Annotated in this window: 25 protein-coding genes; 16 read left to right on the forward strand and 9 right to left on the reverse strand. The window is 45.6% G+C overall.

Translation table 11 applies throughout. From position 1 onward, the window contains the following. Positions 1-147 precede the first annotated feature (147 nt). From JFC06_RS02900 to JFC06_RS02925, 6 genes are all read left to right on the forward strand, one after another. Positions 148-1,629 (forward strand): C13 family peptidase, encoded by a 1,482-nt coding sequence (locus tag JFC06_RS02900; protein WP_198333901.1) that lies wholly within the window; start codon positions 148-150, stop codon positions 1,627-1,629. A gap of 101 nt (positions 1,630-1,730) precedes the next feature. After that, positions 1,731-2,621, forward strand: coding sequence for an S-formylglutathione hydrolase (gene fghA, locus JFC06_RS02905; RefSeq protein WP_198333902.1), 891 nt, complete (start codon positions 1,731-1,733; stop codon positions 2,619-2,621). A 161-nt stretch (positions 2,622-2,782) separates the two neighbouring features. After that, the gene (gene rpe, locus JFC06_RS02910; RefSeq protein ID WP_193004751.1) at positions 2,783-3,475 is read left to right on the forward strand and encodes a ribulose-phosphate 3-epimerase; all 693 of its coding nucleotides are present in this window, start codon (positions 2,783-2,785) and stop codon (positions 3,473-3,475) included. Positions 3,476-3,545: 70 nt separating this feature from the next. Then, positions 3,546-3,911 carry a hypothetical protein gene (locus tag JFC06_RS02915; RefSeq protein ID WP_198333903.1) on the forward strand — a complete coding sequence of 122 codons (366 nt, stop codon included), beginning with the start codon at positions 3,546-3,548 and terminating at the stop codon, positions 3,909-3,911. Between the two features lie 82 nt (positions 3,912-3,993). After that, positions 3,994-4,305 (forward strand): hypothetical protein, encoded by a 312-nt coding sequence (locus JFC06_RS02920; protein WP_198333904.1) that lies wholly within the window; start codon positions 3,994-3,996, stop codon positions 4,303-4,305. 185 nt (positions 4,306-4,490) lie between these two features. Then, the gene (locus JFC06_RS02925; RefSeq protein WP_193004748.1) at positions 4,491-4,802 is read left to right on the forward strand and encodes a hypothetical protein; all 312 of its coding nucleotides are present in this window, start codon (positions 4,491-4,493) and stop codon (positions 4,800-4,802) included. Between the two features lie 134 nt (positions 4,803-4,936). Here JFC06_RS02925 and rpmG read toward each other — a convergent pair whose 3' ends face one another. Both rpmG and rpmB read right to left on the reverse strand, forming a co-directional pair. Further along, complete coding sequence (gene rpmG, locus JFC06_RS02930) at positions 4,937-5,092, reverse strand: 50S ribosomal protein L33 (RefSeq protein ID WP_010201403.1); 156 nt, start codon at positions 5,090-5,092, stop codon at positions 4,937-4,939. Between the two features lie 134 nt (positions 5,093-5,226). Continuing rightward, entirely contained in the window at positions 5,227-5,463 is a 237-nt protein-coding gene (rpmB, locus tag JFC06_RS02935; RefSeq protein ID WP_057761372.1) for a 50S ribosomal protein L28, read from the reverse strand. A gap of 484 nt (positions 5,464-5,947) precedes the next feature. Here rpmB and JFC06_RS02940 point away from each other — a divergent pair, with 484 nt between their 5' ends. Further along, a complete protein-coding gene (locus tag JFC06_RS02940; protein ID WP_198333905.1) occupies positions 5,948-7,963 on the forward strand; it encodes an Ig-like domain-containing protein in 2,016 nt (671 codons plus the stop codon). Positions 7,964-8,170: 207 nt separating this feature from the next. Further along, the gene (gene purU, locus JFC06_RS02945) at positions 8,171-9,091 is read left to right on the forward strand and encodes a formyltetrahydrofolate deformylase (protein ID WP_198333906.1); all 921 of its coding nucleotides are present in this window, start codon (positions 8,171-8,173) and stop codon (positions 9,089-9,091) included. A gap of 82 nt (positions 9,092-9,173) precedes the next feature. Here the strand turns inward: purU and JFC06_RS02950 are convergent, their stop codons facing one another. Next, positions 9,174-9,965, reverse strand: a complete 792-nt coding sequence (locus JFC06_RS02950; RefSeq protein ID WP_193004746.1) for a cytochrome C assembly family protein — start codon at positions 9,963-9,965, stop codon at positions 9,174-9,176. A gap of 395 nt (positions 9,966-10,360) precedes the next feature. Here JFC06_RS02950 and ffh point away from each other — a divergent pair, with 395 nt between their 5' ends. From ffh to JFC06_RS02985, 7 genes are all read left to right on the forward strand, one after another. Next, positions 10,361-11,905 (forward strand): signal recognition particle protein, encoded by a 1,545-nt coding sequence (gene ffh, locus JFC06_RS02955; RefSeq protein WP_193004745.1) that lies wholly within the window; start codon positions 10,361-10,363, stop codon positions 11,903-11,905. Positions 11,906-12,125: 220 nt separating this feature from the next. Then, entirely contained in the window at positions 12,126-12,827 is a 702-nt protein-coding gene (tsaB, locus tag JFC06_RS02960; protein WP_193004780.1) for a tRNA (adenosine(37)-N6)-threonylcarbamoyltransferase complex dimerization subunit type 1 TsaB, read from the forward strand. Between the two features lie 80 nt (positions 12,828-12,907). Further along, complete coding sequence (locus JFC06_RS02965; protein ID WP_198333907.1) at positions 12,908-13,750, forward strand: undecaprenyl-diphosphate phosphatase; 843 nt, start codon at positions 12,908-12,910, stop codon at positions 13,748-13,750. 63 nt (positions 13,751-13,813) lie between these two features. Beyond that, a complete protein-coding gene (locus JFC06_RS02970) occupies positions 13,814-14,713 on the forward strand; it encodes a class I SAM-dependent methyltransferase (protein WP_198333908.1) in 900 nt (299 codons plus the stop codon). A gap of 98 nt (positions 14,714-14,811) precedes the next feature. Further along, the gene (locus JFC06_RS02975) at positions 14,812-15,051 is read left to right on the forward strand and encodes a hypothetical protein (protein ID WP_193004742.1); all 240 of its coding nucleotides are present in this window, start codon (positions 14,812-14,814) and stop codon (positions 15,049-15,051) included. Positions 15,052-15,064: 13 nt separating this feature from the next. Then, positions 15,065-16,003: a 4-hydroxybenzoate octaprenyltransferase gene (gene ubiA, locus JFC06_RS02980; protein ID WP_198333909.1), complete on the forward strand. Its 939-nt coding sequence runs from the start codon at positions 15,065-15,067 to the stop codon at positions 16,001-16,003. A 43-nt stretch (positions 16,004-16,046) separates the two neighbouring features. Next, entirely contained in the window at positions 16,047-16,667 is a 621-nt protein-coding gene (locus JFC06_RS02985; RefSeq protein WP_227670111.1) for a DUF4112 domain-containing protein, read from the forward strand. A 240-nt stretch (positions 16,668-16,907) separates the two neighbouring features. On the opposite strand, the gene JFC06_RS02990 is transcribed toward JFC06_RS02985, so the two are convergent. The 6 genes from JFC06_RS02990 to JFC06_RS03015 all read right to left on the reverse strand — a co-directional run bounded on the left by JFC06_RS02990 (position 16,908) and on the right by JFC06_RS03015 (position 21,792). Continuing rightward, the gene (locus JFC06_RS02990) at positions 16,908-17,540 is read right to left on the reverse strand and encodes a hypothetical protein (RefSeq protein ID WP_198333911.1); all 633 of its coding nucleotides are present in this window, start codon (positions 17,538-17,540) and stop codon (positions 16,908-16,910) included. Between the two features lie 80 nt (positions 17,541-17,620). Then, entirely contained in the window at positions 17,621-18,058 is a 438-nt protein-coding gene (locus JFC06_RS02995; RefSeq protein ID WP_198333912.1) for a secondary thiamine-phosphate synthase enzyme YjbQ, read from the reverse strand. Between the two features lie 97 nt (positions 18,059-18,155). Further along, positions 18,156-20,198: a tRNA (5-methylaminomethyl-2-thiouridine)(34)-methyltransferase MnmD gene (mnmD, locus tag JFC06_RS03000; protein WP_198333913.1), complete on the reverse strand. Its 2,043-nt coding sequence runs from the start codon at positions 20,196-20,198 to the stop codon at positions 18,156-18,158. A 112-nt stretch (positions 20,199-20,310) separates the two neighbouring features. Continuing rightward, positions 20,311-20,751 carry a hypothetical protein gene (locus JFC06_RS03005; protein WP_193004736.1) on the reverse strand — a complete coding sequence of 147 codons (441 nt, stop codon included), beginning with the start codon at positions 20,749-20,751 and terminating at the stop codon, positions 20,311-20,313. Next, positions 20,748-21,101 carry a YciI family protein gene (locus tag JFC06_RS03010; RefSeq protein WP_193004735.1) on the reverse strand — a complete coding sequence of 118 codons (354 nt, stop codon included), beginning with the start codon at positions 21,099-21,101 and terminating at the stop codon, positions 20,748-20,750. Before JFC06_RS03010 ends, JFC06_RS03005 begins: the two co-directional genes overlap by 4 nt. 139 nt (positions 21,102-21,240) lie before the next feature. Continuing rightward, positions 21,241-21,792, reverse strand: a complete 552-nt coding sequence (locus JFC06_RS03015) for an inner membrane-spanning protein YciB (RefSeq protein ID WP_193004734.1) — start codon at positions 21,790-21,792, stop codon at positions 21,241-21,243. Between the two features lie 190 nt (positions 21,793-21,982). Between JFC06_RS03015 and JFC06_RS03020 the strand changes: the two genes are divergently transcribed. Then, positions 21,983-22,864, forward strand: coding sequence for a PHP domain-containing protein (locus JFC06_RS03020; RefSeq protein ID WP_198333914.1), 882 nt, complete (start codon positions 21,983-21,985; stop codon positions 22,862-22,864). Positions 22,865-23,156 lie beyond the last annotated feature (292 nt).

Genomic DNA, 23,156 nt, shown 5'->3' on the forward strand with positions numbered 1-23,156 from the left:
ATAATCATTCCCTAGTGAATTAAAATATAAAATTGCTGTTTCCATGCTTCGCAAAAAATGTCATTGATGACATTCAGCGGCTGTTACATCAAGGCACTTATATAGTTGCTCACTTTATTTTTCTCGACTGGCTAGAGGTCTAAGTCTTTGTCACTTGCGTCGTTAAAAACCGTATCGCTTCAGCGCTTTTCGCTCAATTTCGCTGCCAATATTATCGCAACCTTGTGGATGTTAGTCGGTTCTACACGTGCGTTTTCTTGGGTAAAACCCACCTTTATTCAGTTTGCTGTATTTGCATTGCTGGCATTAGGCAGTAACGTACTTTTTTCGTGGCTAGCGGCTGAAAACGGTAGCGTCTTTAATGAACAAGGGTTGGTCAGCTACTTAATTTGGCCGATGATTATTCTGTTAGGCGGTATCATTTTGGCACGGCGTGCGGGCAATCAAACGCTGGTTTTTGTGCCCGTGGTATTATGGTTGGTTGCTGATACATTATCGGCGTTACTACAGAGCCTAGTGCAACTTTTGGGCAGCTATGGTTGGCTACCCAACTGGAGTTATTCTTTTTTACCGATCCTATTTTTGGTGCTGTTTTTATGGCAGACATTAGCCTTACTATGGATTTTTTCTCGTCGCCTGCGCATACCTTGGTGGGAGCGGATTATCGTATTAATAGGTGCTGTCGCGCTCTTGACGATTTGGCAGCGAAATGTCGCAGACCAGCCGATATTTAAGCAGATTCCTGTAGAGCCAGTGTTAGAAGAAGCGGCACTTTATGAGCAGCCGCGTTTGCTACAGCAAGCGTTAAACAGCATTGATCCTAGTATCTCAGGTAAAACGGATTGGTATTTTATGGGTGTGGCTGGGTACGCTGATCAAAATGTTTTTCGTTCTGAAATTAACAAAGTACGAGAGTTGTTTGATGTGCGATTTGGCACCAGTGGGCATTCGCTCTCATTGATTAACAATACTTATAGTTGGCTGGATGAGCCGATAGCCACCAAAACCAGTATTTTACGTGGCTTGAAAAAAATTGGTCAGCAGATGAATGCGGATGAAGATGTGTTATTCCTAACCCTCTCTTCACATGGTAACCAAGACATCCTCCAATTGGCAAACCCGCCGCTGGCAATGGAAAATCTAGACGCAACGTGGTTACGTGAGACGCTGGATGCGTCGGGTATTCGCTGGCGGGTCATCGTGGTATCCGCTTGTTACTCAGGTTCATTTATCGATGAGCTCGCCTCACCGACCACGGTGGTGATTACCGCATCAGCCGCTGACAAGGCATCGTTTGGCTGTACCAATAGCGCTGAGATGACCTATTTTGGGCAAGCTTTTTTTGCAGAAAGTCTGCGAGGCAATACCAGTTTTGAGTCTGCCTTTAAAGAGGCCCGTATCAGAGTTGATGAGCGTGAGCGCTCAATGGGGTTTGAGTCATCAGAGCCGCAAATGGTCATTGGTAGCCTCATGGAGACGGCACTGCCAGCATTCGAGCAAGTGTTATTTGATAAAACGCGACCACCAGTCGCTAGTATTATTAATCATAACAATTCTACCGCCATTAATATCGTACCTGACGGCACTTCCAATCAGCCCGTGGACAACACAGCAGCGAGCGCCCATTAATGCGGGCGCACTACGTGAGTGTTTGGAAGTATTAGTACGGCCTTATCAGTACTTTTTATCAGTCATCGTGTATTTTACTTTGGACAAAAGGAATATCACTCATGAATCGTTCTTACAATCACAGTCTATCTGTCAATTCGCAGCTCACACAAAAGAGTGTGAACCGCTGCTTTGATGGTGAGCAACATTATTATAGTCATCAATCAACGTCTACCAAGACGCCGATGACGTTTAGCATTTATCTACCAGATGAGGCGCTTGCTGGTCGCCGCTGCCCTGCGGTTCTATACTTATCAGGTCTTACTTGTAATGCGGACAATGTCACGCACAAAGCACATTTTCAGCAAAAATGTAGCGAGCTTGGTATGATATTTATTGCGCCAGATACGTCTCCAAGAAGTAGTGACAATATCGAGGTGCCAAATGATGAGCGCTACTTTGTCGGTCAAGGAGCAAGCTATTATGTCAATGCGACGCAAGCTCCTTGGGCAGATAATTTTAATATGCAAAGCTATATCGTGGATGAGCTATACGACTTGCTACGTGCTGAGTTTCCTATTGATAGCATAGGTATTACCGGGCATTCGATGGGTGGTCATGGGGCATTGTTATTGGGCTTTAAATTTCCAGGAAAGTTTGTCAGCGTCTCCGCGTTATCGCCTGTCTGCGCGGCCAGTGAGTCAGCGTGGGGACAAGCAGCCTTTACAGAGTACTTCGGCGATGATAAATCACAATGGGCGCAAGCAGATGCGGCAAAGATGATTGAAAAAGTCGGGCAGCAGTACGCGAGTATCTTGGTCGACCAAGGCGCGGCTGATAATTTTTTGGCAGAAGGACAGTTGCAAACGCCTAAATTACAAGACGCTTGTGCAAAAGCCAAACAGCCTTTAACATTACGCTATCAGGCGGGTCATGACCATAGCTATTATTTTATTCAAACCGTGATAAACGACCATATCGAACATCATTGGCGTATGGCTCAGCTTAGCTAGACTTTGAAGTAGGCTGTGCCTGTGGTAAGACTTAATATAAACAGCGTTAGTGATTTGAGCGTGACGCGTCAGTATTGTAAAAGCTTAAAAACACTTAAGCCGGTGGCAAGTTTTTTTAGTTTGTCAGTATTTTATATAAACCTAAATTAGGTAGCTTCATTATGATCAGTTCTGCTAAACCCTATCTTATTGCACCCTCGATACTTTCAGCAGATTTTGCGCGCTTGGGCGAAGAAGTGGAAAAAGTACTAGAGTCAGGTGCCGATGTCATTCATTTCGATGTCATGGACAACCACTACGTGCCCAACTTGACTTTTGGCAGTATGATTTGCAAAGCGCTGCGTGACTATGGCGTTGATGCGCCAATCGATGTCCATCTGATGGTTTCACCGGTCGATAGTATGATTGAGCAGTTTTTGGAAGCAGGGGCGAGTATTATCACCTTCCATCCAGAAGCCAGCTCTCACATTGATCGCTCGCTTCAACTTATCAAGGATGGCGGGGCTGAGTGTGGTTTGGTGCTGAATCCAGCAACGCCGCTGCACTATCTAGACTATGTGATGGATAAAGTGGATCAGATTTTATTGATGAGCGTAAATCCTGGTTATGGTGGACAGTCCTTTATTGAAAGTACCTTAGACAAGGTCCGTCAGGTTCGTCAGCGTATCATCACCAGCGGTCGAGACATCAGATTAGAAGTCGATGGTGGTATCAAAGCCAGTAATATCCGGGCGATTGCTGAAGCGGGGGCTGACATGTTCGTCGCTGGCTCAGCGATATTTAACCAAGAAGACTATAAGGCTGCTATCGATGCCATGCGTGCAGAGCTGGCATTGGCTAATGGTAGTCATTAGCAGTAGCGCCGGGTCATTAGTGTATAATGTTGAGATACGCCGATAACTTTATGCCATACGAAGGTGACTTATGGACACGCAAAAACCCGTCAACGACTCAGCAACCACTGAGCAAGTACCAACCAAAGCGTCTCAGCCTCGACAACGCAGTTTGGTGCCAAAAGGTATCACTATTGGCTTAGCGCTGTTTGCGCTTGTTCTGAGCCTAGCAGGTTACGGTTTTCGCTTAATGGTCGGCGATGATGTCGAGACCGTACTGCGACACGCTGCCGTCATCGTACCTACCTTTGTGATTGGCATTCCCCTGTTTTTTTGGCTGGGGTCGCGTGTGCTTAACAAAGTCCGCGGTATGCACATTGAAACTCGCAATGCATTGACCCTGGGCTGGCTAACAGCGTGTGTGTCGATGCTGTGGTTGATGGGTACTTATAGTTAAGCGTCTGTCTTGATCTTGTCTACTGATTAAAAATTTTTACTCACCAATAAGTCATGCTGTATGAGCATGACTGGACGCTAGTATGTCAAAAACATTTACCAACATTACCGACACTATCTTTCCCAAAGACCTACCCAACAGTTTGTTTATCGCGCTGATTATTGCCTGTTTACTCATGGGTTTGGCCTCGTTGCGGCACGGTACCGATTTACAAGGCTGGCTCAATGTCATTGAAAACTGGCTAATTATGCTGTTGATATTTCCTACTGCCACGGCTACCGTGGCATTACCGTTTAAATATCGAGATCCAACGTTAGAGTTAAAGCTCATGTATTATTTGGGCATGTTTGTTGCCTTGTTATTTACGATAGCAAAACTTCGATACTGGCGTTAATTTTATGGGCTCACTCACGTTTAAGTGTCCTTTATATAGAAGACTTATGTGACAGCCCTTGAATTTCAAGGTTGAAGCGTCCATTGTATGAGTAAGATATTTTTACCCGCGTTACTGTAAGATGATAGCTTTGCTACAGGATATGCTCTTTGCAAGTATGAGACGGGACAATAAGGAATACATGAATGCCATACGATATCGATAATGAGATAGAAGTAGAAACCGATAGTACTGACCAATTTGCAGGATTTGGAAGAGAGACCACGCTTGAGCTGGTAGAAGCCGAGGATGGGCGACTGCTGTTACGTGATGCCGAACAAGATGAAGCGCCGCTGATGACCATTGATTTTTCTGAAAAACTCAAAGAGCTGCTAGGTAGCGACACCCAAGCGATTGGTCAGCACATGATTCATGCAGCGATTCAGGTCATTATGCAAAAGCAGATGAGCCAATGGCATGCGCATGTTTATGATAAAGAGCCAACACACTATAGTTAAAGTTAATTTGTGATTGGTGTGGCTTCTAAATGGTTTTGTGAGTCACTAATCAACTAAATTTATGACCAAAAAAAGGGTTTATCTATTGATAAACCCTTTTTTATGTTCAAATAAAGCGTGTTTAAAAACAGCCGTTATTTGATTTTAGCTTCTTTAAAGATCACATGCTGGCGTACTTTTGGATCAAATTTTTTGATTTCCATTTTGCCAGGCATAGTGCGCTTGTTTTTAGTAGTGGTGTAGTAATACCCAGTACCAGCTGTTGATACTAATTTAATTTTATCTCTCATGATAGCTTTCCTGTAAATGAGGGGTCTTCAAACGATAGGTATGGGTCTAAAGTATTAAATTGCCACATAAGATGTAGCAGAAAAGCAGCTTAAAGGACGAAAATTATCGTTGTCATTAAGCTGCCAGTCTTTACTTAAACTTTTTGACCTTGTGCGCGTAGATCTGCTAACACTTTATCAATACCAAGTTTGTCAATAATGCGCATACCTTTGGTAGACACACGTAGACGGACAAAACGATTTTCAGACTCTACCCAAAAACGATGGTTGTGAAGGTTTGGTAGAAAGCGACGACGGGTTTTGTTGTTTGCGTGCGAAACATTATTACCCACCATAGGGCGCTTTCCAGTCACTTGGCAAACTCGAGACATGGCGAACTCCTAATCTATGAGGTATGAGGTTTTCTCATACCAGTCTGGGCAAGTTGCACGTTTTTGCGGCATGGACACAGCAAGCGGCAGCTTTGCACCAAACAAAACTATATGAAGGTTGAGCTGGTTTTGCTGTTATCTAAAGGCAAATAACAGGCTGACCAATTCAGAAAATTTTAAAGCCGACATTTATACCATAAAACAGATGAATACTCAAATATTTTTATGATTATTGTTGGTCTAAAGGGTAGCTATTATACCCTGAAATGCACATCCTATGTTGTTGATTATTTAAAAGTAAAGATTAATTTTTAGTTGTAACTTTTGACAAAAGTCAGTAAAGTTGCTGTTATATATTTAATACAATCGGTTAATAAAACTGGCCTGAATGTAAAACTATGTATCATTACCAATCTGTTAGGATCTTGTGTAATGATTTTTGCTACCTGCTCGTATCAATTACTGCCCACGCGGAGTCTAAAACATGTCATACCCCTCACTACCGTTTACTTCTAAGCTGTTTCAGCTGACAGCGCTCACATTATCATTGGCTTTAGCTGGATGCGGCGGCGGTGATGGCGGTACAGACATTCTTCCGCCAGTACCGGACGTAGGTGTGCAGTCTGGCACAGATGGTACGGGTGTGGCCGTTGGTGAGGTGAATATAAGTGCTATTACCTTGACTGATACAAATGGCAATATGACTAATGTAGTAACTTCAGCTGGCGCTAGTGCTAAGGTAACCGTGACTGACGAATCAAGCGCGCCGATAAGTAACGCTTTGGTCACTTTTGCAGGTGATGGTGTCATCTTTGGCACTAGCAATGCCACCGTGTTAACCAATGAGAACGGTGAGGCAAGTATATCTATCAGTCCTATAGATAGCACGACAACGGGTGCTTACCAAATGACGGCAACGGCCAGTTATAATAATGAGACAGCGACGACGGCTGGTTATAATTTTTCTCTACAACCTGTGAACGTGTTACTTACCGATCTAGTGCTATCCTCAATCAATCTAAACTCCGGTGCTAGCACCAACCTGACGCTCAAGACTAAAGATGCAACCAATAACGTGAATCAAAATGGGATTACCGTTGATTTTGATACTACCTGCGGCACTTTTGACAGTGATAGTGTGGTCTCAAGCAATCAAGGCGATATTTCGGTCACTTATAAGTCTATCGATGCTGATGGTAATCTATGTGAGGGTAACCAAACCATTACGGCAACACCTGCGAATAATACAGCTGCCAAACAAACAGTATCAGTTACTATTGCAAGCATAGAAGCCAACTCAATAGTATATACCACGGATAACAGTGTAGAATTGGGTGCTAGCAATAGTGGCTCATCAAGCTCAGGACAGATAGTCTTTACGGTATTTGCAAATGGTATTCCAGCCGCCAATCAGCAAGTTACGATTAATAAAGTATTTGCACCTGCTGATTTAAGCTTTGTGACTTTAGGTAATCGAAGTTCTAAAACAGTGACTAGTGACTCAGATGGTAACGTAACGGTCAATCTTTATCCTGGGGCATTGCCTGGACCAGTTGAAATAAAAGCCTCGCTAGTACTTGACCCAACTATTTTTGCGTTATCTAAAGATGTTTCTGTAGCAACAGGGCGAGCGACACAAAGCGGTGTTAGTATCTCTTTGAGCAAAAACGTACTTGCCAATAGTGTTGACGGCGATACTGCGACGGTTACCGCTCGCTTAGTCGATAGAGTAGGCAACCCTGTGTCGGATGGTACGGTTGTGAGCTTTGTGAGTGAAGGTGGCCGCGTAACGCCAAACTGTGCAACAGCCAATGGCGTGTGTTCGGTTGAATTTAGTACCCAAAATCCACGCCCAGCAGACAGTCGAGTGTCTGTCATTGCGTTTGTCGAGGGTGACAAAAGCTATACTGACGTAGATGGTGACAATCAGTTTAGTGTTGGTGATATATTTACCCACAATATTGGTGATTTTTTCCGTGACGATAACGAAAATAATCAATATGATTCACCAAATGGCGAATTTGTTTATAGAAGAGGCGTTAGCGGTGCTACTTGTGCTCCGTCATCATTCAATCAACCTAATATTTTGGGGACTTGTGATGACAAGCTAACCGCAACGTTACGTTACCAGTTCGTATTGGGTCTCGCGGATAGCGCACCGTTATATTCAGGGCTGCCTTCTACTCTAGCTGCCAGTGCAGGCACGGCTGTCTTTCAGATGTATGGTAACTCAGCGCGGACGATATCGATGGCATCAGGCACTACCATCAGTGTTGAGGGTGATGGCCCTAGCGGTACTTGTGAGGCAGAGATTGTCGCTGGTTACGTCACCGTTCCTAGTATTGTTAATTTACAAGGTGGCACTAGCGTCGTTGATATCGATGCTGTCAGCTACGCCTTTAGTTATTCCGATTGTGTCGCTGGTGATAAAGTTAAGGTCACCGTTCAGACGCCAGCACCTGCTGCAACGACAACGACGACAACCATATCTATAACATAAACAGTAGCTAGTGCGTTATGTTGTAATAGCCCTCAGGTAACGCTGGGGGTTTTTGCGTTACATCTTCTCAAATATATAAATCATCCTAAATAAATAAAAACAACCAACTCGCTCAGCAAAATAGTACAAAAAAGATTAAAATAACTGGTTTACTACGCTGTCAGTAGTTTTCAGCGATAAGTTATCATTTTTTATATTGGGCGTATTATGTCAGACAATACCAAAACGACTTCACTATCTAACACAGCTTCACAGAGCAAACAAGTCACCACTGCTATCGATACCGCAACGCTTTTGATCAAATGCAAAGATCAAGCCGGTATCGTACAAGCAGTATCTGAGTTTATCCATCGTTATGGCGCGAATATCATCACGCTAGATCAGTATTCGACCGCTCACGAAGGCGGTCAATACTTTATGCGTTTAGAATTTGCCTTAGCAGGACTAAGCGAGATTATTGATAATTTTGAAGTCAGCTTTAGCCATACGGTCGCCAAACGCCATAATATGGAATGGCGACTACATAACAATGCGGTCAAGACCAAGGTGGGTATTTTGGTGTCCAAGTTTGATCATGCGTTGTTAGATTTATTGTGGCGACACCAACGCGGCTTGCTTGATTGCGAAATTACTTGCGTGGTCAGTAACCATCCTGACTTACGTCAAGCCGTAAAAAACTTTGGCATCACCTTCCATCATGTTGCTGTGAGCAAAGACAATAAGGAACAGGCAGAAGAGCAGATTCATAAATTGATGGAAGGGAATGATTTGCTGGTATTGGCCCGCTACATGCAGATACTGTCGTCTGATTTTGTGAAGCGCTGGCCGATGCAGGTGATCAATATTCATCATTCGTTCTTGCCTGCATTTGTGGGGGCAGACCCTTATCGCCAAGCGTATGATAAGGGCGTCAAGCTGATCGGAGCGACCGCGCATTATGTCACAGCTGAGCTTGATCAGGGGCCAATCATTGAGCAAGATGTTCATCGGGTGACCCATCGCCAAGGTGTGGCGGAGTTACGGGCTATTGGCCGTGATATCGAGCGTAACGTGCTGGCGCGTGCCGTGAACTGGCATGTACAAAACCGTGTGATTGTCGCAGGTAATAAGACGGTGGTTTTTAACTAAGAAAAAAATCAGTAGTGCATAAAGTAGTAACATGGCGGTCGGTACTATTGCTACAGACCGTCATATTGTTATGACGCTATCCCTATATCAGCATCTCTAACACAAACTTGCTACCAACAAAACCAATGGCCAGCAAAATAAAGGCATAGATGGTCATGTTGGCGGCACGTTTGCCTCGCCATCCCGCACGCCAGCTACCAAATAATAGCGCACCAAACAGCAACCACGACAGCAGACTGAAAACGGTCTTGTGCACAATGTGTTGCGCCATCAAGTCTTCTACATAGACAAAGCCAATGCCCAGCGCGATGCTAAGTAAGACAAATCCGACCAAAAGCATATCGAATAGTAAGCTCTCCATACTTTGCAATGACGGCAGTTTATTGACCCAAAAGCGGTGAACGGTATGATGTTTAAGCTCACGGATTTGTAGACGTAAAAACAGCGCTTGTACCGCCGCCATCAGCAGTACACAATAGGCGGCAAGAGAGAGCAAAATATGAGCCTCAAGCCCAATACTGATATCAGCAATGGGCTGATAAGGGGCGCGGCCAATACAGCCGACTATCATGCCTAGTAGGGCAGTGGGCGCGGCTAAGATGCCAAGGCTCACCACGGGGCGGTATAAACAAAACAGGACGTAAAAGAACAAGAAAAACAAACTGATTAAGCTAATCACATTAAATAAGTTGAAATTTAGACCATAAAGGGTCACAACGTATGGATACAGTAGCGCCGCATGTGCGACCATACCGCCCATCAATACGCCTAAACTGATGCCTTTATGAATCGGCTTATCTAGAAACAGCGCCCAACCAATGTAAACGCTGACTAAGATATAAGCTAGGCTAGCAAGTAAGAATGCAAGGTGCACAGATATAAAGCCTCATCTTATATTGAGCCCATAATGCCCGCTCAATGCAATGCGAAAGTGATATTATCGGAATGATTAGAATAATTGACCAATTTATCATAAAATGGTCACCAATTGAGCACCATCTTGCTTATTCCTTACAAATGCTTGGCTAAGTCAACGTGAACCAAATACGCCATGAATAAATGATAAGCAGAACCCCCAAGCCTTTTGTAAAACGAGTGTCATTTTTGCAGCCTCTTAATGCTATAGTATTGATAGTAGACTGTTTTTTATCATACTTTTATAAAAAATCGGCCTCATATTTGAAAATGTACTCATATGGTTTGTCAGCCATTTTAATGGTGCTACTGAAAATTATTTTAACTAAGAATTATTTTAACTGAGAGTTATTTATGTTTGATACCTTAACAGAACGCTTATCGTCAAGCCTGCGTAACATCGTGGGTACTGGGCAACTGACTGAAGATAATATCAAAGACACTTTACGTGAAGTGCGTATGGCGCTGTTAGAAGCGGATGTGGCGCTCCCTGTCACGCGTGACTTTGTGAAGCGTGTGAAAGAGCAAGCGCTTGGTGCTGAAGTCCTTAAAGAGCTTGCGCCCGGTCAAGCGTTTGTCAAAATCGTTCATGACGAGCTGACCGAAATGATGGGCAGTGCCAACCAACAGCTTGAGATGACAGGCAAGCCGCCGGTTGTCTACTTGCTGGCAGGTTTGCAAGGGGCGGGTAAAACCACCACGGCTGGTAAATTGGCCAAATTTTTACAAGAGCGCCATAAGAAAAAAGTCATGTTGGTATCCGCCGACGTCTACCGCCCAGCGGCCATCAAACAGCTTGAGCAAGTAGCAGGTCAAGTGAATGCCAAGTTTGTAAACTCAAGCACTGAAGAAAATCCGATTGATATCGCAAGACGCGCTATCGAAGAAGCCAAAATACAGTATCAAGATATTTTGATTATCGATACCGCTGGTCGTCTACATATCGACGACACCATGATGGACGAGATCAAGGCGCTGACTGCCGCAGTCAATCCATCAGAGACGCTGTTTGTCGTTGATGCCATGACCGGTCAAGATGCGGCCAATACTGCCAAAGCCTTTAATGATGCGCTGCCACTGACGGGTGTTATCTTAACCAAAACAGACGGTGATGCGCGTGGCGGTGCCGCGCTTTCTGTACGTGCGATTACTGGTAAGCCGATTAAGTTTTTAGGTCGCGGCGAAAAGTTAGATGCGTTAGAGCTTTTCCATCCCGAACGTATCGCTCAGCGCATCCTTGGTATGGGTGATGTGCTAAGTTTGGTTGAAGAGGTTGAGCAAAAAATTGACCGCGATAAAGCCGAAAAAATGGCGAAAAAGATGCAAAAAGGTGGCGACTTTGACCTTGAGGATCTATTGACCCAGTTCCAGCAAATGAAAAGCATGGGCGGTATGGCAGGTTTCTTAGATAAGATGCCAGGTATGGGCGGCTCTGACATGCAAAAAGCGGTCGAAGATGCCAAACCAGAAGAAAAAGTACGGGAGATGGAAGCATTAATTAACTCAATGACACCATTTGAGCGCAAAAATCCTGATAAGATCAATCCCAGCCGTAAGCGCCGTATTGCTGCTGGTTCTGGACGCGAGATTCAAGACGTCAACCGTTTGCTCAAGCAGCACAAGCAAATGGCAAAAATGATGAAAATGATCTCAAAACCCGAAGGCATCAGTAAAATGATGAAGTCTATGCAGGGGTTGATGGGTGGTGGCGCCTCTGGCGGCGGTGGGCCTTTATTTGGCGGCGGTGCTCAACAAGGCGGTGCCAAAGATGTGAATCCAGAGCAGATGGCAAAGCAAATGGGGCTTGATCCTAACAATATGCCGAGCACTGAAGAGATGCAAAAGCAAATGCAAGAGATGCAAAAGCAAGCGCCAAAGAAGTTTAAAACACGTTTTTAGGTAGTCGCTGACTTTATCAGCAGTCACTACGCAGTAAAAACCTCAAAGCTGACACAGTTTGAGGTTTTTATACGTTGGCCCTATTTAAATAAATTCTTATAGATAAAGTAAGAAAAACGTAGAAAGTCACAAAAATAGCCTGTTCCAAGTGCTATGATAGGCGCTGATTTATGAAGCCAGTGCTTTTTTATAATGCTAAGTAGTGTAAGCCGAGGTGATGATGTTTTTAGCAATGGATACCGTGTTTGATCAGTGCTCGGTGGCGATTTTAGATTCGAACGGTCAAGTGCTGTCGAGTCATACCGAGACAGGTAAGCGCCAGCAGACGCAGCAAATCCTCCCTATGATTGATGCGGCGTTGTCTGAAGCCCAGTTGCGCCTTGCTGATGTACAAGCTTTGATATTTAACCGAGGCCCTGGTGCCTTTAGCGGTATCAGAATCAATACAGCAGTGGTGCAAGCATTGTCTGTGGCACATGATCTTCCTTGCGTGGGTGTCTCAAGCTTGCAGGCGATAGCGCAGAGCGCGTATCAACAGTATGGTCTGACTGAAGTATATAGCGCCCTTGATGCGCGTATGCAGCAAGTTTATTTTGGTCAATATGCCATAACAGATAACCATCAAGCAGACCGTACCGTCATGCAGCCTGTGTTGAATAGTGACAGCGACAGTACTGAGCAGTTATTAGACTATGACAGCCAAACCGCGCTTAACATTCCTATCGTGGGTAATGGCTCACTACTGTTAAAAGGACAGGATGGGCAAGTATCTCATGAAGATGTCTGGCCAGATGCGGTGGTAATCGGGCAATTAGGTATCGCCCAATTTATCACCTCTGGCGGTACCGATGCTGCAAATGCGTTACCTAAGTATTTGCGCAATCAGGCATGGAAAACACTCAAAGAGCAAGGTAAAGCATAGTGATGGCCAGTGCTGTCTCGGTATACTAAAAATTAAAACCGTATTACGCAACCAGTAGGTCTGTGTCTAGGAAAGCCATTGTGGATATCATTTTATTAATTCAAGCTGTCATCATGGGTATCGTTGAAGGTATCACTGAGTTTCTACCCATATCCAGTACCGGTTATATGATTCTATCAGCAGATTTGATGGGATTTTGGACCAAAGAGAAAGTTGATTTATTTGTCGTGGTGGTACAGCTTGGCGCTATATTGGCGGTGATTTATGACTACTGGGGCAGATTGTGGCAAGCGTTAATGGGGTTGCTGACTGGTAAAGCAGAAGGCATGACCAACCCAAGGCAACTTGGGCTTAGCTTGATTGTGGCGACTATTCCGGTCATGGTCGTGGGCTTTACCTTTGCAGACGAAATCAAAGCGTATTTGTTTAATCCTATCGTCGTTGCGATTATGCTAATCATTGGTGGTTTGCTGATATTTTATGTCGAGAGTCGGCCTAAGACCATCATTGCGCAAGAAGCAGAAGATGTTGGGTTAAAAACGGCGTTGATGATTGGTCTACTTCAGTGCCTTGCCTTGATACCAGGCACCTCACGCTCAGGAGCCACTATTATTGGGGCGCTATGGCTTGGCGTCTCGCGTAAGGCATCAGCTGAGTTCTCCTTCTTTTTGGGAATTCCGGTGATTGTGGGTGCAGCACTATTGGACTTGATCAGCCATGGCGATGTATTGACCAACAGTGAAGATTGGCTGGTGCTGGGAGTCGGCACGGTAGTGTCTTTTATCGTGGCGTTATTGTGTATCCGTCTGTTAGTGGCGTGGGTGAGTCGTCGTGACTTTACTATTTTTGCTTGGTTGCGCATTATTACTGGCATCATCGTATTGGTTGCTGCTTGGGGCTTTGGATATCAGATGGCAGGCTAAATGTTTATGGTGGGTTGATGGCGCGTTCGATAATAGAGGTAAGTGGTAAAAAGGATGATGGTTATGACGGCTTTGCCCCAAACGTGCAATAAGACGAGTGCGCTTATACATTGCCAACTGCTTTATGTTGATGACAATCAGCACGCACAGATTGAGAGCCTACAAGCATTGATCACTGAGCACAAACTGCCACTTGCTTTACACACTGAGCGTTACACAGATAAATTAACGCAAAAACAGCGCCAACATCTTAGTCAGACCGCAACGCACCCTATATTGTTGTTGGATAAAAAAAACACGCTGTCATGGCTAAGTGGTGGACTGAGCGTCTCACCTGAATGGGATAAACTACAACGCCGGGTGGTGAGCGCGGGGCGTAAATCCGAGTTATTGCTACAAGCGGCGAAAATCACATCGGACAGCCGCGTTATAGATGCGACTGCTGGTTTTGGCCATGACAGTTTGATACTAGCCAGTACGGGTGCTCAGATAGTCATGCTTGAGCAGCAGCCCTTGATGGCGTTGCTATTGCTCGCAGAGCAGCAGCGTATGAACGCATTGGCAAATTGGCAAAAGCTCATGGCGCGTTTACAGATTATTAACACCGATGCTCTCGCTTATTTTGCAAGGGTGAACAACGCCTCTGTCTCTGACAATCACAAGGCAGTTGACGCGGTGTATCTAGACCCGATGTTTCCAGAAGACAGCTATCAAGATAGCAAAACGGGTAAAGGCGCTAAAGTGGGTAAGCACATGCAAGCGCTGCATCAACTGGCACAACCTCCCACAGCAGACGAAGAGCTGCAATTGCTGCAAAGCGCGCTCGCAGTGGTAAGTCAAAATGGGCAAACATCTGGCCGAGTCATCGTAAAGCGCCCGCAATTTGCGCCGCTACTTGCTAATCAACCAGTCAGTGAAAGCTGGCATAATGAAGCAGTGCGTTTTGATGGTTATTTTGTCTAGCGGTTATTTTGTCTAATGGTTATGGCGATGAACGATGACGCATCATGCTTAAATAATATAGTTAAAAAGCTTACCGTTAATGGATGTAGGAGCAAGGAATGTCAACGCTAATCATTTGGATCATGGGCGCCATTTTATTACTAATAAACATCATGTTACGTACTCGAATTCTGCGGCTGGAAGCACGTCTAAAAGCATTGAGCAATCCACAAGAGCAGTTGGCATTTTTGCGTCAGCAAGCATCAAAAAAAGAGAAGGTTGCCGCTATCAAAGCGTTACGAAAACAGTATCCTGAGATATCGCTGATTGAAGCAAATCGGTTATGGCAGCAAATATAGAGACCCGCACACAATGATACAAACTCGCGCCCCCCTGATGTCTAAAGAAAAAATCTATGCCTACCTACAGCTGACGCGCTTCGACAAGCCAGTAGGTATTGAGCTGCTCTTATGGCCAACGTTATGGGGGGTGCTGCTAGCAGCAATGGGTCAGGCCCAGCAGCAAGGAGTGACGGCAGGCCTACCCAGTCTTAAGATATTTGTGATATTTGCGCTAGGCGCGACTTTTATGCGGGCGGCAGGGTGTGCGATTAATGATTTTGCCGATCGTAAAGTAGATGGTCATGTGACTCGTACCAAAGGTCGACCGTTAGCCGATGGCCGTTTGTCTGCTCAAGAAGCCATCGCGGCTTTTTTAGTATTGGTATTACTGAGTGCCAGCCTGCTATTACTATTACCTGTTGCCGTGTTTTATTGGTCACTTGCGGCCGTCATACTGGCGTTTATTTATCCCTTTATGAAACGCTACACGCATTTGCCACAAGTGTTCTTAGCGGCGGCGTTTGGATGGGCGATACCGATGGCTTATGTGGCGGTGCAAGGCGCCCCTGATGTTTGGTGTTGGCTGTTATTTCTCGCGTATATGTGCTGGACAGTGGCCTATGACACCCAGTACGCCATGGCTGACCGCGAGGATGATTTAAAAATTGGGGTTAAATCAACGGCGATATTGTTTGGTCGCTATGATGTGGTCATTATCTCTATACTACAGACCTTATTTTTACTAATGATGGGGGCGGTACTATGGCACTATTTTGCGCCCACCAGCTTGGGTATTACGCCCATATTTGGTTTGGCGTTAGTGGCCATGATGTTTGCCAAACAAAACAGCGCTTGTACCAGTCGCCAGCCTTTGGCCTGTTTTCGGGCGTTTTTAGCCAATATCTGGGTAGGGCGCTACATCTTTGCGCTCATAGCAGTCGCTTGTATATGGACGAGCTTTAATGGATAGACTTTCAAAACTAAAAAAGTCCTCTAACCCTCATCCCTCTGTCATGGATTATCAGGCCAAGCTCGCTGAGCATGGGTTAACACGTGAGCAAGTCATCGCCACCGAGCGTAAACTGGCGAAGTTTGCCAATACGATGGATTCTCTCGTGCGCATTCCTTTTACCAAGCAAGGGATGGGTGCCGATGCAGCGCTTTCAACCATTCCGCTGGCAGGAGATATAGCGGGGTTGGTGTTAACCGGTTATGCCTTTATATTGGGTCGTCAACTGGGGGTGCCCACGCACAAAATGACGCCTGCCGTTAGACTGGCGCTGATTGACATGGTTGTTGGTATCGTGCCTGGGATTGGTACGTTGCTGGATATTTTTATTCGTCCCAGCCGTAAGACCTTGGGCATCGTGCATGAGCATCTTCAAGTCGAGTATGGCATCACTGAAACCATGCATATGGATCGACCATTTTTGCATGAGTCGCTAGAAAGTAAGCAGCAGCAAAGTCGTTTTTGGCGCAACCCAGTCATTGCTTGGTTATACTTGCATATTCCTGATATGCTGGGATTGATCGTTATTGTGTTCGTTGCTTGGGGATTGTGGGCCGTTATCAGTTGGCTTGTCAGCCTGTTTGGGCAAACAACGGGATTTGGTTCAGTGAAAATCACCTACTAGTAAGCATAGTCAGTTGAAAATAAAATCGATACGTTAATATCATCGTGCGAATGGGATAAATTTTTCTTGCTTGCTGTTCGCAGACGTGACAGAGGCTGCAAAAAATTCATCCCATTCACTCTGTATCGGTTTTAAATAGAATCGACTATAAGATGACAATAAAAAGGCGACAACGATAGTTATGGTTGCCGCCTTTTTTTGGTCTAAAATATGGTGGTCATAGAAACGTACGCGCAGTGATTATTCAGTGATGACTTCTGCTTTAGCACTAACGGCATCAAAGCTGGTGACGTTGTTGTTTTGAATAAAATCGATGGTGCCACCACCCGCATGACTGATCAGCTGAATACTCTCATCACTTGAGCGATAAGTAGGGTTGTTACCTTGGCCTTCGGGTGCGCTTAGCGTTATTTTGGGTTTATTGGGTAGCGTCACAATGGCATTAAGCAGGCCCGCTGCTGACGTCTCGAAGACAACGGACAAAGACTCTCCTGCGGCGCTTTTATAGCGCACATCAGTGATTTGTGCGCCTTTGATGGCTTGCTCAGGATTGGGCGCAGCACTAGTGTTACTTGATGTTGGCTCATTAGCCTCAAGGTTGTCTTCTAGTTGAGTTAGGTCGATATCGCGCTCAGCATCTGGTACGGACTGAGCTGAGTTGTCCGTTGTATTTTCACCATCACTATTACTCTCAGGCACATTGATATTGGTTGTTATGGGTGTCGTTTTTACTTTTGGTTCAGCGTGCGTCTTATTGGCTGTTTCAGATTTTGGCGACTCTTGGCAGGCCGTTAGCAGGAACAAGCTTAAGAGAGCTGCAAGGAGTGGTGGATAAACGGACTTAGAGGCTAGGGGGTTGGTGTGACTCTTCATGTTAAGGTTTTCGTCCATTAAGCGCGCTTTACGCGTTGTGTTAGCAGCACAGTACGGTGTCTACAAGTGGTTCATCTACCCTAAGTGCTAACCGTGATCACCAGCTTGCGCCCGCCACCATGTTTTTTCATATGGTCTCTATGTTCACACAAATAAATACCTTGCCACCTTCCTAATCCTAACCTACCGTTAATCAGTGGCACGGTTAAACTGACCCCAAGCATCATGCTTTTAAAATGGGCTGGCAGGTCATCCGAGCCTTCTAGCGTGTGACGATACTCCGGCTGATTGGCGGGTGCGATTTTATTGAGCCACTCTTCGGTGTCGAGCCTGACATCTGGATCGGCATTTTCATTGATCGTCAGACTGGCTGATGTGTGCTGCAAAAACAGATGTACCAACCCTGCTTTAGAAAAAGGCGGTATCAACTCCTCGAGTGCCTCGTCAATCATTGGGGTGATGATATGAATACCACGCGTATAGGCAGGGAGAGTAAGGGTGGTCTGATGATAGGGCATGTAGCTCTCGCGTTATTACAATCAATATCAATACTACAAGATCGTCGCAGTCGTTGAAAGCGGTGGCACAAATAATTCAAACGCTACTCAAATTTCTCTAATCGAGCGGCGTCTGCAAACGCGTACGATGGGGCGATAGACGTGCCAACATTGCCGTTGATAAAGGTGTAAACGTTCCCAACATCATGTCTGTCAGCGCCTCAGCGCATAGTGGCGCGATGGCATATCCTTTAGCGCCCATCGCGCTCATGACCCAAGTCCGTTTGCTGTCGATTAGTGGGCCCACTATTGGATGATAATCGGGTGTTTGAGTACGAATGCCCGCGCGCCCTTGCCACACGCTAACGTCGGTTGGAATAATAGACGCCATTTCAGGAATGGCGGTCACCAATTTATCGCGGCTAATCTGATGCTCTTCACGGCGGATATTTGTATCGGTGTCATTGCGTATAAAGCTTGCGCCTAATAAAAACTGAGGCTGACATTCTTCAATATCGTTCAGCTGTCCGTCCCCCGTTTGCGCGGTAAACAGCGCACAGTAACCGCTATATTTCAGTGGTATTTTGGGTAATTTCGCGAGTTGCTCAATCGTGGGCGTAAACCAAGAAAGTTGACCACGAATTTTACGGCAATCAAAAATACGTTGGTCTAGCTGATGGCTCTCAAAAGCTGCGCAAATCACCACATTATCAGCAGTCATAGACCGCTCAGAATTGTCCGGATCACTCCCGTGAATACAGACATGGTGCTCTGACTCGCTAATACGATTGACCTTTAATGGCTGAAAGCAGATGAAAGGATGCGTCAGTATGATGTTTTTTAACGCTTGTGGATTGACCAACCCAGACTGTGGTAAGTATAAGTTTTCTGATAAATCTTGCTTTTTTAAGCCAGTAATATTCTGTGCTCGTTCACTAGGTAGCGTGGTGGCCATGTCATCGGGATAATCAGCGATTTGCTCTGGGCCAATATTGGCTTTAATCAGCAGGTCAAGGGCGCCAGTTGGTTCAATTACGGGTGCTAATTGCTGTTTTTCAGCACTTTTATTAAACTGACGATATAGTCTGCTGCTATAAAGATAACCCATCGTATGCAGGTGTTCATCGACATGATGAATCGGTGTCATCTTAGGGGCGAGTAGGGCGCGAGGGTTGCCTGATGCGCCTGCCAACGGAGCAGACTTGTCTAACAAAGTGACGTGAATACCACGATTGGCGAGCGCCCAAGCCATGAGCAAACCTGAAACACCAGCGCCAATAACGACGCTATGAGTGGGCAGACGATCAGCGTTGTCGATAGAGCCTGAGTCGCGGGTACTATCCTCTAAGCTGGCAGCATCAGCCATGATTGCGGTTAGCATCTCACGCTTGCGCCCAAAGCCTTTGACCTTAGTAATTTGAAAGCCACATGCTTTTAACGCACGCTTAACCACACCGGCACAGCTATAGGTGGCCGCAGTCGTAGTGGGACGTGATAAGCGCTGTATTTGGGCAAAGATACTGTCAGCCCACAACGTACTATTACAAGAAGGGGCAAACCCGTCTAAAAACCAAGCATCAACATAGGGGGCAGGTTTAGTCGACTGATCTGATGCCAATTTGCTCAAGCTCTCAGCGGCATCGCCAAACCACATATCCACGGTTAGGTTATCAGCAAAGAAGTTCAAACGATGACAGCCTGCGATAAGGGGCGGGTAAGCTGCTAAAAGTGGCGCAATAAGCTCTGTAAGTTCAGGCGCGCGCTGCCCCCACAAAGCAAGTATCTGCGTTAATTCTACAAGTGGTATAGGGAATTTTTCAGTGGTGATAAAATGCAAGCGTGCGCTCGCTAACTGTGGATGCGTATCGCGCAGCTGACGCCAGAGTTGCCACGTTGCCAAAAGATTTAACCCAGTACCAAAACCCAATTCAGCAATCGTAAAGCATTGCTTCGGTCCAAGCGTTGCCAGTCGTTCTGGCAATTGATTGTGTGCTAAAAACACATGACGTGATTCTGCTAGGCCGTCCGCGTGCGAGAAGTACACATCATCAAACTCACCTGATACCGGCACTCTATTGCCCGTGTCATCCATTTGCCAGTCAATATTGGCAGGAGTAATGATGTTTAAGGGGTCACGATTTGGCTTTTGAGTGGTAGACATGGGGCGTTTCTTAGGAGCGTTGGTGACTTGGTTAAGGGAGCTTAGGCTTGATTAAATATCAGACTGGCAAATACAGCCCTTATATAGAATGCGTTCATAAAAACGAGCCATACTACCAACGTTCACGGCGGACAAACACCAGCCAAGAGATAAAGATGCCGACCAACAAACTGATTAAGACAGTAAAGGCACCGTACAAAAACAACTGACCTTTACTCTCATAGACTAAGATGTTTGCTTGGGTCTGTAAGTCGTTCACTTGGCGTTGAAGCTGGGCGTTACGGCTTAGTAGTTCTTGATTGGCGTCAGACAGCGCCTTATTAGAGGGCTGTAACTGTGCCGCTAATAGTGTGTTGACCGTGTTTGGGACAGCGGGCGTCGGCGTCGCGGTGCCCTCTTGTTCTGCTACCGTAGGCGGCGTCGACGAGGGGGCGGCATTATCAGTCGTATTGGCGGTTGGCGCCGCATACACTGATAGAGTCGCCAATAAGATCACGCTTGCGAAGCCGGTTTGATAGACACGACGGTTTAGTGAAAATAACCCCTGACTCACGATGCGGCTACCTTTTCTGACGGCTTATTTTTAGGTGGATTTTCAGGCTGATTACTAGGTGCTGGTAACGCTTGAACAAAGGGTTTGACGTCCACATGACTGTAGACGCCATCACGCAAATAGGGTTCGGCGCTTGCCCAAGTCTGGGCGGCATCGAGGGAGTCAAAGTCAGCAATAATCACACTGCCTGACATCTCATTTTTACCGTGTTCAATGGGGGTTGGACCGGCAATGATTAATCGTTGCTCGCGACCCAATGCTTGTAAACGCTCAACATGCTCAGCCCGTGTCACTTGACGTTGCGCACTGCTGCCGGCGACATCGTGACCGATAATGGCAAATAAGGACATGGTGCTTCCTCAATAAATAGGTAAGAATAAAACGCTATCATCCTTAACAACACGTGTAATCAATATTTATGATTAATCATTGTCGGTATTAGAATTTAGAAATAGCTGGCTGTTATAAGACAATATAAAGTAATACAAGTTATTTGACGGTTTTGTCAGTCAGTGCGGGGTTGAGATGCTTTTTTAACACAGCAAACTGAGCGACAACGAATACCAGCATAATTGGAATCCAGCCGTAGGTCTTAAAGTTAATCCATGCCTCATCTGACATCGTAAACGCTGTGATATAATGCAAGAAGCCCATAAAGGCAAAAAATAGGGCCCAAGCGACCGTGAGTTTTTTCCAGCCGCTTAACGTCAGCGTAAATACCTCTTTCATCGCAAGCTGCATCAGAGGCTTATTAATAGCGGCACTGATGAGTAGTGTCAAAGCAAATATACCATTGATAATTGGTGACTTCCAGCGCAGATAAATATCATCGCGCAAGAGTAATGTGCCCCCACAGAACAAGATGGTTAGGAGTAAGACAACCCACTGCTGCTTATCAAATTTGCCTTTTTGGCGGATAAAGTGAATCGCATAAACAACAAGGGTGGCAACGAGCAACGCGCCAGCTGCTGCTAAAATACCGTTATAACGAGCGGCAACAAAAAAAGCAATTAACGGAATGAAGTCTAATAAGGCTTTCATAGCAAATAGGATGTCCAACAAAAACGTATGGGGTAGTTTACACGTCTACTGCACCAAAAAAAAGCAGTCAACACTATAATCGTCTTATATACCATACCTTAGCCTTTTTCCACATATTTTGCCGCAGTACTACTCATTGTCGCCAGTACCTTTAACTTGACAACCCACTTAAAATCTTAAGGCCAGCTTTATGAAAATCGATTTACATTGTCATAGTACTTGCTCTGATGGCACCTATAGCCCAACGGAGGTGGTACAACGTGCCCATGCGGCCGGCGTCAATGTATTGGCGTTGACCGACCATGACACGCTGGCAGGAATTGATGAGGCGAGAGCTGTGGCTGCTGCCTGTGATATGCAGCTCATCAATGGCGTTGAAATCAGCTGTGAGCACACGCTAAGCGGTGGTTATGGCAAAAACAAATCCACCAATAAAATCATCCATGTGCTTGGGCTCGATTTTACGGATCGCGAAAAAATGCATGCAACCTTACAGCAGTTGCAAGACAGCCGGGCGTCCCGTGGGCAGCGAATTACCGAAAAGCTCAGTGAGTTATTAGACATCAACTATGACGAGCTATGGCAAGCCGTCCTTGATAAGGCAGGCGGCAATGCACAGGCAGTAGGGCGTGCTCATATTGGGCAAGTATTATTTGAGCGCGGTGAGGTAAAGACCGTCCAAAAGGCATTTGATAAGTATTTAGCTGATAATAAACCCGCTTATGTGGCCATAGAGGCGCTGACGATGCAGCACGGTATCGAGCTGATACATGCTTGCGGTGGTAAGGCTGTGCTTGCGCATCCAACGCGCTATCAGCTTTCAGCGACGAGAGTTCGTAAGCTTATTGAGGAGTTTGCACAACTTGGTGGCGATGCTTGTGAGCTGCCTGCCAACAGCGAGCCGGTAAGCACTCGAAGAATGGTCGATCGCAGTATCGCTGAGCACAATCTTGGCGCATCGATTGGCAGCGACTTTCATGGTAGTAATATGCCGTGGCGGCGTCTAGGCGATGTTCCTGTTTTGAACGCTGAGCAGCAAGGGGTTTGGCAGTCTTTTGCGCGACTGTCTTAGTGACATCTATAACAAATTGTCATTAAGCGTAAATAGCCAGAACGCAGTCTCAACATTGGCACGGATTAAAAGAAGGCGGCATGTGTTGACGCATGAATCAATGAAGCGTATTGATAACTAAGACAAAAGTTGCCACACTAAATATATTAGCTTGCAAAGACAGGACAATTTTACCAATTCTCTGTTAAACACACTCGGTTAAAATGACTAAACTGATTGTTTTAACAAAGATCCGTCTAAAAAAGAGTCGCTGTCAGTGCTATGGTTGAACATTCAAGACCTCTCATAACTC

Origin of the sequence: Psychrobacter namhaensis (assembly GCF_016107545.1) — a bacterium.
Lineage (GTDB): Bacteria > Pseudomonadota > Gammaproteobacteria > Pseudomonadales > Moraxellaceae > Psychrobacter > Psychrobacter namhaensis.